The organism is Paenibacillus sp. FSL L8-0638, assembly GCF_038593075.1.
Taxonomy (GTDB): domain Bacteria; phylum Bacillota; class Bacilli; order Paenibacillales; family Paenibacillaceae; genus Paenibacillus; species Paenibacillus polymyxa_D.
Genome location: NZ_CP151960.1, coordinates 894,597 through 907,592 on the forward strand (window position 1 = coordinate 894,597; position 12,996 = coordinate 907,592).

The window sequence follows — 12,996 nt, forward strand, 5'->3', positions numbered from 1 at the left end:
CATGATCGAACGCTATAGCAGACCGGAAATGAGAGCGATTTGGACGGAAGAAAATAAATTTAAAGCGTGGCTGGAAGTAGAGCTGTGTGCCTGTGAAGCTTGGGCGGAATTAGGGGTTATTCCAAAAGAGGATACTGTGGCTCTGCGTAAGAATGCAAGTTTTGATATTGAACGGATCTATGAAATTGAGCAGGAGACAAGACATGATGTCATTGCTTTTACTCGCACGGTGTCTGAAAGTCTTGGAGATGAGCGCAAATGGGTACATTACGGTCTAACCTCTACAGACGTAGTTGATACGGCACTGGGCTACCTGTTAAAGCAGGCGAATGAAATCCTGGAACGCGATATCTTGAATTTTATTGAAATTTTGAAGGAAAAGGCATTGGCTTACAAGCATACACCAATGATGGGACGTACACATGGAGTGCATGCCGAGCCGACCACATTCGGACTGAAGATGGGATTGTGGTACGAGGAAATGAAGCGCAATCTGGAACGCTTTCGTTTTGCCGCTGACCAAGTACAATACGGTAAAATGTCCGGTGCAGTTGGGACATACGCCAACATTGACCCGGCTGTAGAAGAATTTGTATGCCGCAAGCTGGGCACCAAGCCTGCACCGATTTCTACACAGACGCTACAGCGCGACCGTCATGCCGAATACATGGCAACGTTAGCGTTGATCGCCACATCGTTGGACAAATTCGCTACAGAAGTCCGTGCTCTGCAAAAGAGTGAATTCCGTGAGGTGGAGGAAGCCTTTGCCAAGGGTCAAAAAGGATCTTCCGCGATGCCGCATAAACGCAATCCGATCGGAAGTGAGAACATCTCCGGTCTGGCACGTGTGATTCGCGGGCATATGGTATCGGCGTATGAGAACGTAACCCTATGGCATGAACGCGACATTTCGCATTCTTCCGTAGAACGCATTATTCTGCCGGATGCCACGATGCTGTTGAACTACATGCTGAACCGCTTTGGCAATATCGTAAAAAATCTGACGGTCTTCCCTGAAAATATGAAGCGCAATATGGCGCGTACGTACGGCGTACCGTTCTCCGGTCGTATTATGACGAAGCTGATCGATAAAGGCTTTAGTCGTGAAAAAGCCTACGATACCGTGCAGCCGCGTGCTATGCAGGCGTGGGAAGAGCAACGCCAGTTCCGCGATATCGTCGAGGCGACCCCGGAAATTACTGCCGTGCTCAGCGCAGACGAAATCGAGGATGCTTTTAACCCAGCCTGGCATCTGAAGAACGTGGATACGATCTTCAAAAAGCTGGGATTAGGGGAGTAGGAGGGAAGGTTGCTGCGTGGTGAGGCCGCTCCGCGAACGGATCATTCTTCCGATTGCTGTTGCCCCTGGATTCCTGAATTGGAAAACCTGCAAAGGTTGGAATCCAGAGGCAAAGGCAAGCGCTAACGCTTCTCCAGAACGATTCCGTCCGCTCCGCTGCTTCCAGCACCAACCTTCGTGAGGGAGCAGAACTTGGGAAGGTGCGGCACATAAGATGCCGCACCTCCCCAAGGACGATGGAAAAGCGTGTTCCACTGCTTTTCTATCGCAGGCCACGTTCTCGTGAGGGCTGCCCTCCCGAGAACGCGCAGGCTCAAGAAGTGAAGCCTTGAGCCACCGTATCCGTGCGCAGCGTAACACATGCGCACAACTGGGCGAAGCCCAATGCTCGCTGCACGGCATGCCGTGCTACGGCCACGGGCCGAATGGTATTGCGGCGGCATACGCGTAAAAACGTTATTTTGTACCGATGTAAAAGCGTTGCTGGATGAAAGCTTGTGCCAACAAGCCTTCATCCGGCGAAACGCGCTCATACCACTCGAGTCACATAATAAACGCCCTCACCCGGCTCACCAGCCAACCTTGCGGGAGTCCCGAGGGCAGCAGCCCTGGGGGTTCTCCCTGAGGGGAGGATTTAGGAGGGGCAACTTCTATGAAAGAGGTGTAATGAAATGTCATTGTCTACTGCCGAAGGTCTGATCCATGCGCCGCTCTTGTACAAAGGCAAGGTGCGTGAACTGTATGATCTCGGAGAGCATTTTCTGATTGTGGTGACAGACCGAATTTCGGCTTTTGATTATGTGTTAGAGCCACCCGTGCCCGAAAAGGGGAATGTGCTGAATAAGCTCAGCGCTTTCTGGTTTGAGCAGACGAAAGACTTATTGGAAAACCATGTCGTGCATACCGATGTGAACAAGCTCGGGCATGTGATCGACGAACAGAATAAAGCGTTGCTGAAAGACCGGATCATGGTCACGCTGAAGGCTGAACGCATCGACATTGAGTGTGTGGTGCGCGGATATATTACCGGAGGCGGCTGGCGTCAGTATGAGCAGAACGGTGAGGTGAACGGCATTCCATTGCCAGAGGGGCTGCGTAAAAATGAGCGCTTTCCCAAGCCTTTATTTACACCGGCTGCAAAAAATGATGTTGGACACGACGAGGACATTTCCCTTCACCAAATGAAAGAACTGGTCGGGGTTGAACTAACAGGTGAGCTTGAGGAAAAGAGCTTGGCGTTGTACGAATTTGCACGTGCTTTCTGCGAGAAGCGGGGGATTATTTTAGCCGATTGCAAGTTTGAGTTTGGTCTTGTTAACGGGAAGGTTATTTTGATTGACGAAATTTTCACTCCGGACTCATCCCGATTCTGGGCACAGGAAAAGTATGAGCTGGATGTGGAAATTGACAGCATGGACAAGGAGCCGGTACGAAGTTATTTGGCATCATCCGGTTGGGACAAGAACAGCAAGCCCGATCCGTTGCCGGCTGAGGTCGTAAAAGAAACAACTGCAAGATATACGGATATTTGGCGGCGTCTGACGGCACAGTAAATAGTAATCATAATTCAACCAATAGGATTCACTCATTCGGAGGAGGAACTGAAGGAACATGATGAAAGCAACAGTTTATGTCACGATTAAGCAAAGCGTTTTGGACCCGCAGGGGGTTGCGGTGCAAGGCGCACTGCATTCTATGGGTTTCGGAGAAGTGGACAGCGTCAGAATTGGCAAGTATATGGAACTGAATCTGGATACAACAGACCGCGAGAGTGCTGAAAAGCGCGTCATCGAGATGTGTGAAAAGCTGTTGGCCAACACGGTCATTGAAGACTACCGCTACGAACTGGAGGGCTAATTCCATGAAATTTGCAGTTCTGGTTTTTCCGGGCTCCAACTGTGATATTGACTGCTATAAGGCGATAGAGGACACGGTCGGTGAACCTGTCGATTATGTATGGCATACTGCGACGGATCTGTCGTCTTATGATTGTATTCTTGTTCCTGGCGGCTTCTCCTACGGGGATTATCTGCGTTGCGGTGCGATTTCCCGGTTTGCACCAGTGATGAAGGAAGTAGCCAAAGCGGCTGCCGAGGGCAAATATATTTTGGGTATTTGCAACGGTTTTCAAATTCTGACCGAAGCCGGTCTGTTGCCAGGGGCTTTACGCCGTAATCTGTCGATGAAATTCCTATGCCGGGATACGGTGTTGCAGGTTGCGAATAACCAAACACCTTTTACTAAAGATTACGCCGCTGGTGAAAAGATCGTCATTCCGATCGCACACGGCGAAGGCAACTATTACTGTGATGATGAGACGCTGGCTCGCTTGCAGGCGAATAACCAGATCGTATTTACGTATAAAGATAATCCAAACGGTTCCATGACGGATATCGCAGGGATTTGTAATGAACAGGGAAACGTGCTGGGCATGATGCCTCACCCTGAACGCGCGGTGGACGCATTGCTTGGCACGGATGACGGCAAACGTATGTTTACATCTATTTTGAACGCATGGAGGGATCGACATGGCGCAGCAAGTGTCCGCTAAGGAACCAACGGCAGAGCAGGTTGCCGAGCATAAACTGTACCAGCAGATGGGTGTGTCGGATAGCGAATATGCGTTGATCTGTGAATTCATGGGACGTCAGCCGAATTATACGGAGATTGGTGTATTCAGTGTCATGTGGTCAGAGCATTGTGCTTACAAAAACTCCAAGCCGTTATTGCGTCGTTTTCCAACGAGCGGTCCACGAGTGCTGATGGGACCCGGTGAGGGCGCAGGCATTGTAGATATCGGTGATAACCAAGCGGTTGTATTTAAAATCGAAAGCCATAACCATCCGTCGGCTGTGGAGCCTTTTCAAGGGGCAGCGACTGGGGTAGGCGGTATCATCCGTGATATTTTCTCCATGGGTGCAAGACCCGTTGCGGTGTTGAACTCTCTGCGTTTTGGCAAGCTGGAGAGCGACCGTGTGAAATATTTGTTCGAGCATGTGGTATCTGGTATTGCGGGCTACGGGAACTGTATCGGTATTCCGACTGTAGGTGGCGAGGTTGTATTTGATGAAAGCTACGAAGGCAACCCGCTCGTTAATGCAATGTGTGTCGGACTGATTGACCATGATAAAATCCAGCGTGGTGTTGCTAAAGGGGTCGGTAACCCGGTGTTCTATGTGGGCCCACCGACAGGTCGTGATGGGATTCACGGAGCGACATTCGCATCGGTTGAGCTGACAGAAGAATCTGAAGCGAACCGGACTGCGGTTCAAGTAGGCGATCCTTTTATGGAGAAGCTGGTTATGGAATCATGTCTGGAACTGATCGACAGTGGCATTGTGCTGGGTATTCAGGATATGGGTGCCGCAGGACTCACCTGCTCCAGCGCGGAGATGGCGAGTAAGGCTGGCAACGGCCTGGAGCTGTATCTGGATCAGGTACCGCAGCGTGAAGAGGGTATGACACCTTATGAAATGATGCTGTCCGAATCACAAGAACGGATGCTGTTCGTAGTAGAGCCTAAGGATGAAGCACAGGCACTGGAAATTTTCGAGCGCTGGGGCGTTATTTGTGCCAAGGTCGGTAAAGTGACGGATGACGGTCGTTTGCGTTTGTTCCATCACAATGAAGTGGTCGGAGATATGCCAGTGACGGCACTGGTTGATGAATGCCCGATTTATGACAAGCCTTCCGAAATCCCCGCTTATTATGAGCAAAATGCTACGATTGACACACTTCGTTATGCAGAAGTGACGGATTTGAACGGTGCGCTGAAAAAGGTGCTGTCTTCACCAAGTGTAGCTAGTAAGAAATGGGTATACGAGCAGTATGACTACATGGTTCGCACGAGTACAGCCGTTCGTCCGGGATCGGATGCAGCTGTAGTAACCGTGCGTGGAACTCGTAAGGGGCTCGCCATGACGACAGATTGTAACGGACGTTATGTATACCTGGATCCAGAGGTAGGCGGACGGATTGCAGTCAGCGAAGCAGCACGTAACATTGTATGTTCTGGCGGCGAGCCTTTGGCGATTACAGATAACCTGAACTTCGGTAACCCTGAAAAGCCGGATATTTTCTGGCAAATGGAAAAAGCCGTAGATGGTATGGCTGAAGCTTGCCGTGTACTGGATACACCTGTTATCGGGGGTAATGTCAGCTTGTACAACGAAAATACCAAAGGCTCCATCTATCCGACGCCTGTTGTTGGTATGGTAGGTCTGGTACATGATACAGATCATATTACGACACAAGGCTTCAAAGCCGAGGGTGATGTGATTTTCTTGGTGGGGGAAACGAAAGCCGAGCTGGGTGGCAGTGAGTTCCAAGCTGTCGTACACGGTGTATCCGAGGGACGCCCTCCTGAGCTGGATTTGAACGTAGAGAAAAAACTGCTGACTGCGGTACTGGGAGCGATTCAGGGCGGATTGGTACAATCTGCGCATGATCTGGCAGAGGGCGGATTGGCTGTAGCGCTTGCGGAATCCGGGATTAGCGGCGGATTGGGAGCACAGGTCAACGTAGAAACGACTTTGCGTCCTGACCATGCTTTGTTTAGCGAAAGCCAATCCCGTATTTTGTTATCTGCATCGCCGGATAAAGCGTCTGCGCTGGAAGCACATCTACGTGGTTTGGAAGTGCCAGTTACCGTATTAGGAAAAGTTGAAGGATCACAATTGACAGTTGAGGTGAACGGACAACCCGCTTTGAACGAGGCAGTCGCCAGTTTGAAGCAAATCTGGGAGGATGTCATTCCATGTCTGATGAAATAACAGCACGGACGTTGTGGACTGGAGATTATTATAATGAAGGCTCTGGTAAAGAGGGGCTGTTTGATAAATTAAAAGAGGAATGCGGCGTATTCGGTGTGTATAGACACTCCGATGCCGCTTCCCTAGCATATTACGGATTGCATGCGCTCCAGCATCGTGGGGAGGAAAGTGCAGGCATCTGTGTGAGCAGTGGTGACGAGTTCCATTATCATCGTGGTATGGGTCTTGTAAAAGAAGTATTCAATAAAGATTTGATGGCTTCGCTGACAGGCGATATTGCCATAGGACATGTGCGCTACTCGACAAGTGGAGACAGTAAGCTGACGAATGCACAGCCTTTGGTGTTCAAGTATCGTGATGGCGATTTGGCAGTAGCGACGAACGGGAATATCGTGAATGCTTTGCAAATCCGGCATGAGCTGGAGCAGGGCGGGTCTATTTTTCAAACGACCAGCGATACAGAAGTAGTAGCACATTTGATCGCACGATCGTCCAAGGATTTGGTGGAGGCCGCTAAGGATGCATTGAAGCGTATTGTCGGCGGGTTTGCTTTCCTTATTATGACCAACGACAAGCTGCTCGTGGCTTCCGACCCCAATGGTCTGCGTCCAATCACGATGGGCAGACTGGGAGATGCTTATCTGTTCGCATCCGAGTCCTGTGCTTTGGAAACGATTGGGGCAGAGTTGCTGCGCGATATCGAACCGGGTGAGCTGTTGGTGTTGGACAAAAATGGACTGCATGAAGATCGTTACACGGAAGAAAAGCACCGTAAAGCGCTATGTGCGATGGAATATATTTATTTTGCCCGGCCTGACAGTGACTTGAATGGTTCTAATCTTCATGCTGCACGCAAAAGAATGGGCAGCCAGATGGCGCTGGAAGCTTTTGTTGATGCAGATTTGGTGACAGGGGTACCAGATTCCAGTATTTCGGCTGCGATTGGTTATGCAGAGCAGACAGGTATTCCTTATGAGCTGGGCATGATTAAAAATAAATACACTGGACGTACTTTCATTCAGCCGAGTCAGGAGCTACGCGAGCAGGGTGTGAAAATGAAGCTGAGCGCTGTACGCCGTGTTGTTGAAGGTAAACGAGTCATTATGATCGACGATTCTATCGTCCGGGGCACTACATCCCGTCGAATTGTGAATATGCTGCGGGATGCGGGAGCGTTGGAAGTACATGTACGTATTACCTCGCCGCCTTTCAAAAACCCGTGCTTCTACGGTATTGACACGCCGGATCGCCGGGAACTGATTGCTTCATCTAAAACCGTCGAGGAAATTCGTGAGGAAATTAACGCCGATTCGCTTTACTTTATGAGCGCCGAGGGTTTGATTGCCGCTGTAGGTGGATATAACGAACAGGATTACAAAGGCGGCTTGTGCCTAGCTTGTTTCGATAATGACTACCCGACTCAGGTAGATTTCAAAGGCGAAGAGAAGTTCGGATGTAGTTGTTAGTATAGGGAACAAAAGAGGTACTAGCGCCATATAATGCGGTTCTGAGGGGGCCACTCCGCGTGTGGAAGGTTCTTACGATCGCTGTTGCCACTGGATTCCTGGATTGAAATAACCCCTTACAGGGTTAGAATCCAGCGGCAAAGGCGAACGCTTTCGCTTCTCCAGAATCCTTCCACCCGCTGCGTTTCTCAGGTATGCAGCATTATTGAAGCAGTGCCTGTACCTCTTTGGTTCCCACCAAGAAGAGGATAGGTAAGGACGTTAAAAACTCATGGCATAACTATTTCATGCCATGAGTTTTTAGCGGAGCGGTGACTCGCAAAAAGTCACCCTGCTCTTGTAAGGCTGAGCCGCGAAGCGAAGCTCAATAGCAGGCAGAGCGAAGCTGCCTGCCTCAAAGAGCAAAGAAGTAAGCCGCCCGTTGGCGCTGCTCACTTCTTTGCCCGGCACGTCCCCGCCTTTGCGAAGCAAACAGCCCGGGACGCGCCAGCCGCCGTGAAGGCGGCAACGCACTAAAGCGTGTCCTTGTGAATTGCGGGAATGACCCGCAATTCACAAAGGATAGCACGCGACTCACAGCACGAACCATACACCAAGCAGCACCCAACCCTACGCATCTGACCGACTCTTGAGGGGTCCAGGGGGAGCAGCCCCATGGAATCCTCCCTGTTAGGGAGGACTTAGGAGGGTCAATCATTTGAAGGAGTGTTCATGAATGTCCGAAGCATACAAAAACGCAGGGGTAGATATCGCTGCCGGTAATGAAGCAGTAGAACGGATGAAAAAGCACGTTAAACGTACCTTCCGTCCCGAAGTGCTGACGGACTTGGGCGGATTCGGTGCGTTGTTCGGCCTGAATAAGGATAAGTACGAGGAGCCTGTACTCGTTTCCGGTACCGATGGTGTCGGCACGAAGCTGAAGCTTGCTTTCGCAATGGATCGTCATGACACCATTGGTATTGACGCGGTTGCGATGTGTGTAAACGACATTGTCGTCGGGGGCGCGGAGCCACTCTTTTTTCTGGATTACCTCGCTTGTGACAAGGTTGTGCCCGAGAAAATTGAAGCTATAGTCGCTGGAATCGCAGAGGGATGCCATCAATCGGGCTGTGCGCTGGTCGGCGGTGAAACCGCAGAAATGCCAGGGATGTATAGCGAGGGTGAATATGATATTGCCGGATTCACGGTAGGGATTGTAGATAAAAGTAAAATCATCAACGGCAGCTCCATTGCCCCTGGAGATACCGTTATTGGGCTTGCCTCCAGTGGAGTTCACAGTAATGGCTTCTCACTGGTTCGCAAGCTGTTATTGGAACAGCAGGGCTATGATTTGCATGATGAAATCGAAGGCTTAAACGGCAAACTGGGCGATGTACTGCTGGAGCCGACGAAAATTTACGTGAAATCCGTTTTGGCATTGCTGGACAAGGTAAAAGTAAAAGGTATGGCGCATATCACAGGTGGTGGTTTTATTGAAAATATCCCAAGAGTGTTACCGGATCACGTCAATGTGGATATTGAATACGGCACTTGGCCGATTTTGCCAATCTTCCAGCTCATGCAGGAAAAAGGTGCAATCTCCAACAGAGACATGTTCACAACCTTTAATATGGGGATTGGCATGGTAATCGTTGTAGGCGAAGAGCATGCACAGACTGCACTGGAAGTTCTGAAGGAACAGGGCGAAGCTGCCTATGTGATCGGAAAAGTAACGGAAGGCAGTTCTATCGTGACCTTTACGGGAGCCGAGGTGTAATGAACGAGTACCGGATTGCTGTTTTTGCATCAGGCGAAGGGACGAATTTTCAGTCATTGGTGGATGCCGCTGCGCGAGGAGAACTGGGCGGCGCCTCGGTAGAATTGCTCATCTGTGACAAGCCTGCGGCTCCTGCCGTAGCTAGAGCACAGAAAGCTGGAATTGCGTGCCATACCTTTCGACCCAAGGAATATCCTTCTCGAGAAGACTATGAGCGTGAACTGGTGGCTTTACTGGAGCAGAAATCAATTGATCTCATCGTGTTAGCTGGCTACATGCGTTTGCTATCCAGCGTCATAGTCGATGCCTACGCAGGAAAAATCATTAATATTCATCCGTCACTACTTCCGGCATTTCCAGGGAAAGATGCTGTTGGACAGGCATTGACCTATGGTGTCAAGGTAAGTGGCGTCACCGTTCATTTTGTGGACGGGGGCATGGATACGGGAGCTATTATTGCCCAGCGTGTCGTGGAGGTTAGCGACCATGATACTGCGGAATCCTTATCCGCAGCCATTCAATCCGTAGAACGTCAGCTATATCCAGAAGTAGTTGGCAAATTAGCCCAAGGCAAAATCCAATTAAATGGTCGCAAAGTGATTTCACTTCTCTAAGAATGATTGTAATTTGTCATATCATTGTTATATCAAGGATGCTGTACAGGCATTTTCCGATATTTCTCGGGAAATAAAATGATAAAAGAGAATTTTGCAAAATTCTGAAAGAGCTAAAGGAGGAGACAGGGTGAGTATTAAAAGAGCGCTCGTCAGCGTATCGGATAAGCGGGGGATCGTGGAATTTTGCCGCGAGTTGTCCAAATTGGGTGTGGAGATCGTTTCGACAGGGGGAACGAGCAGCTTGTTGTCGAAGGAGGGCATTCCCGTCATCGGCATTTCAGAGGTAACGGGTTTTCCTGAAATTATGGATGGACGTGTTAAAACACTCCACCCTGCGGTACACAGCGGCTTGCTGGCTGTTCGGGATAATGAAGAGCATCAGCGTCAGATGAAAGAACTTGGATTGGGTTATATTGATCTGGTTGTTGTGAATCTGTATCCTTTTGCGGAAACGATTGCCAAACCCGGTGTAACTTATGAGGACGCGATTGAAAATATTGATATCGGCGGTCCAACGATGCTTCGTTCTGCGGCGAAAAATCATGCTTTTGTCAGTGTGGTAGTCGATGCTGATGATTATAACACAGTGCTGGAGGAAATCCGTAAGGATGGCGATACGGAGCTGAATACCCGTAAGCGTTTGGCTGCAAAAGTGTTCCGCCATACGGCGTCATACGACGCTTTGATATCCGATTATTTGTCGAATGTGACAGGTGAGCCGTTGCCTGAACGTTACACTGTAACCTATGAAAAAATTCAGGATTTGCGTTATGGCGAAAATCCGCATCAGCAGGCGGCATTTTACCGTGAGCCATTGGCGGCAAAGGGTACACTGACAACAGCGAAACAACTTCACGGCAAAGAGCTGTCTTACAATAACATCAATGATGCTAATGCCGCTTTGCAAATTGTCAAAGAATTCAGCGAACCTACCGTAGTAGCAGTTAAGCATATGAATCCTTGTGGTGTGGGAATTGGCGGCAGTATTTATGAAGCGTACAGCAAGGCGTATGCAGCTGATCCAACCTCGATTTTTGGCGGCATCGTAGCGGCTAACCGGATTATTGACGGTGATACAGCAAATAAGCTCAGTGAAATCTTTTTGGAAATTGTACTGGCACCGGGCTTTACGAAAGAAGCTTTGGAGATTTTAACGAAAAAGAAAAATATTCGTTTGCTTGATTTGGGTGAGCTTTCCCGGTCTGAACAGGCAGAAAGCCGTTTCGTCGTGACTTCCATTGAAGGTGGCATGGTCGTTCAGCAAAATGACATTCACGCTGTAGACTCGGATGCACTTACAGTTGTAACGGAGCGGGCACCATCCGAGGAAGAACTGAAACAGCTTTTGTTTAGCTGGAAAGTGGTTAAGCATGTAAAATCCAACGCCATCGTACTGGCGGCAGATAATATGACCATTGGCGTAGGCGCTGGACAAATGAACCGTGTCGGTGCGGCCAAGATTGCTATCGAGCAGGCCGGTGACAAAGCAAAAGGTGCCGTACTGGCATCCGATGCATTTTTCCCGATGGGCGATACGTTGGAGTTGGCAGCTAAAGCAGGCATCACAGCAGTTATTCAGCCCGGCGGCTCCATCAAAGACGAAGAGTCCATCAAGGTTGCTAACGAATACGGCATTGCCATGGTCTTTACAGGCGTACGCCATTTCAAGCACTAACTTGTATGAGTTGAGGATGCAGCAGCATTTTCACCTGAACAATCTTAATGGGAGCGGGAGGAATCACCTGAATGGATATTTTGGTTATCGGAGGGGGCGGCCGCGAACATGCAATTGTGTGGGCGCTAAAAAAAAGCCCCAAGGCCGGACAAATCTATTGCGCACCAGGCAATGCTGGTATCGGGCAGTTAGCGGAGTGTGTGCCGATTCCGGTGAGTGACTTTGACGCGCTGACAGAACTGGCGGAATCCAAAAAAGTCGGACTGGTCGTGGTAGGCCCCGATGATCCGCTGGCAGATGGCATTGTGGATGCTTTTGAAGCGAAAGGCATTCCAGTATTCGGACCGCGTAAAAATGCAGCGGAAATTGAAGGTAGCAAAATCTTCATGAAGGATTTGCTTCATAAATATCATATTCCGACAGCAACCTATCGCAAGTTTTATACTTATGAGGAAGCACATGCATACTTGAAGGAACAACCGATTCCGGTTGTCATTAAGGCAGACGGACTCGCGGCAGGCAAAGGGGTAACGGTCGCTTACTCGATGGAGGAAGCGGAAAAGGCTCTCTCTGACATTATGGTGGCCAAGGTGTTTGGCGAAGCCGGGGCACAAGTCGTGATTGAGGAGTTTCTGGCTGGTCAGGAAATGTCGATTCTCTCCTTTGTCGATGGTGAAACGGTTCGTCCGATGGCCGCGGCGCAAGACCACAAGCCTATTTTTGATGGTGACAAAGGGCCAAATACAGGTGGCATGGGTACGTATTCTCCATTGCCTCACATAGCCAATTCCATTATTGAGGAAGCTATTGAGACGATTATTAAGCCGACGGCCAAGGCCATGGTTGCTGAAGGGCGTCCGTTCCGAGGTGTATTATTTGCCGGATTGATGATTTCGCCGGACGGCAAGCCGAAGACCATTGAGTTTAATGCACGTTTCGGTGATCCGGAAACTCAAGTGGTTCTGCCTCGTTTGAAATCCGATCTGCTCGATATTTTTCTTGCTGCTGTAAATGGTACGCTGGATCAGGTGGAGATCGAGTGGAAGGATGAAGCGGCGGTATGTGTGGTGCTGGCATCTGGAGGTTACCCTGGAGCTTACGCCAAAGGTGTACCTATCCACGGATTAGAACAGGTAGACGAAGCTATCGTGTTCCATGCTGGAACGGGCATCAACGAACAGGGCGAGTGGGTAACGAACGGCGGACGTGTATTAGGTGTGGTCGGCTTGGGACGTGATATTGCCGGGGCACGGGATAAAGCTTACGAACAGGCGGCTCGTATTACCTTTGAAGGTAAACAAAACCGTACGGACATTGCGGCAAAAGCATTGCTGTAGCAGCAACGTATAGGAAAAAGAGGACCTCTGGGGAGGTTCTTTTTTTTCGTTTGACAAAAGTATACTTATCCTA

Annotated in this window: 12 protein-coding genes; 10 read left to right on the forward strand and 2 right to left on the reverse strand. The window is 49.7% G+C overall.

The window, feature by feature from the left end:
- Position 1: 1 nt before the first annotated feature.
- Positions 2-1,300: an adenylosuccinate lyase gene (gene purB, locus MKY35_RS04005; RefSeq protein WP_029516038.1), complete on the forward strand. Its 1,299-nt coding sequence runs from the start codon at positions 2-4 to the stop codon at positions 1,298-1,300.
- A 122-nt stretch (positions 1,301-1,422) separates the two neighbouring features.
- Here the strand turns inward: purB and MKY35_RS04010 are convergent, their stop codons facing one another.
- Positions 1,423-1,833 (reverse strand): hypothetical protein, encoded by a 411-nt coding sequence (locus tag MKY35_RS04010; RefSeq protein WP_342445656.1) that lies wholly within the window; start codon positions 1,831-1,833, stop codon positions 1,423-1,425.
- A gap of 138 nt (positions 1,834-1,971) precedes the next feature.
- Between MKY35_RS04010 and MKY35_RS04015 the strand changes: the two genes are divergently transcribed.
- Genes MKY35_RS04015 through purF form a run of 5 tightly spaced genes read left to right on the forward strand, consistent with a single transcriptional unit; the run spans position 1,972 to position 7,538 of the window.
- Positions 1,972-2,853 (forward strand): phosphoribosylaminoimidazolesuccinocarboxamide synthase, encoded by an 882-nt coding sequence (locus MKY35_RS04015; protein ID WP_039272357.1) that lies wholly within the window; start codon positions 1,972-1,974, stop codon positions 2,851-2,853.
- A gap of 58 nt (positions 2,854-2,911) precedes the next feature.
- Positions 2,912-3,157 carry a phosphoribosylformylglycinamidine synthase subunit PurS gene (gene purS, locus MKY35_RS04020; protein ID WP_007428837.1) on the forward strand — a complete coding sequence of 82 codons (246 nt, stop codon included), beginning with the start codon at positions 2,912-2,914 and terminating at the stop codon, positions 3,155-3,157.
- 4 nt (positions 3,158-3,161) lie between these two features.
- Entirely contained in the window at positions 3,162-3,851 is a 690-nt protein-coding gene (gene purQ, locus MKY35_RS04025) for a phosphoribosylformylglycinamidine synthase subunit PurQ (RefSeq protein ID WP_039272358.1), read from the forward strand.
- Entirely contained in the window at positions 3,829-6,072 is a 2,244-nt protein-coding gene (gene purL / locus MKY35_RS04030; RefSeq protein WP_342445657.1) for a phosphoribosylformylglycinamidine synthase subunit PurL, read from the forward strand. Before purQ ends, purL begins: the two co-directional genes overlap by 23 nt.
- Positions 6,057-7,538, forward strand: a complete 1,482-nt coding sequence (gene purF / locus MKY35_RS04035; RefSeq protein WP_029516033.1) for an amidophosphoribosyltransferase — start codon at positions 6,057-6,059, stop codon at positions 7,536-7,538. The genes purL and purF overlap by 16 nt, the downstream gene beginning before the upstream one ends.
- Before the next feature lie 300 nt (positions 7,539-7,838).
- Here purF and MKY35_RS04040 read toward each other — a convergent pair whose 3' ends face one another.
- Positions 7,839-8,051, reverse strand: a complete 213-nt coding sequence (locus MKY35_RS04040; RefSeq protein WP_342445658.1) for a hypothetical protein — start codon at positions 8,049-8,051, stop codon at positions 7,839-7,841.
- 202 nt (positions 8,052-8,253) lie between these two features.
- Between MKY35_RS04040 and purM the strand changes: the two genes are divergently transcribed.
- The 4 genes from purM (at position 8,254) to purD (ending at position 12,923) form a co-directional block, all read left to right on the forward strand.
- Positions 8,254-9,294: a phosphoribosylformylglycinamidine cyclo-ligase gene (gene purM, locus MKY35_RS04045; protein WP_039272361.1), complete on the forward strand. Its 1,041-nt coding sequence runs from the start codon at positions 8,254-8,256 to the stop codon at positions 9,292-9,294.
- Entirely contained in the window at positions 9,294-9,908 is a 615-nt protein-coding gene (gene purN, locus MKY35_RS04050) for a phosphoribosylglycinamide formyltransferase (RefSeq protein ID WP_342445659.1), read from the forward strand. Before purM ends, purN begins: the two co-directional genes overlap by 1 nt.
- Positions 9,909-10,038: 130 nt before the next feature.
- Positions 10,039-11,586 (forward strand): bifunctional phosphoribosylaminoimidazolecarboxamide formyltransferase/IMP cyclohydrolase, encoded by a 1,548-nt coding sequence (gene purH, locus MKY35_RS04055; protein ID WP_342445660.1) that lies wholly within the window; start codon positions 10,039-10,041, stop codon positions 11,584-11,586.
- A 71-nt stretch (positions 11,587-11,657) separates the two neighbouring features.
- The gene (gene purD / locus MKY35_RS04060) at positions 11,658-12,923 is read left to right on the forward strand and encodes a phosphoribosylamine--glycine ligase (protein ID WP_342445661.1); all 1,266 of its coding nucleotides are present in this window, start codon (positions 11,658-11,660) and stop codon (positions 12,921-12,923) included.
- The last annotated feature ends 73 nt before the right edge of the window (positions 12,924-12,996 follow it).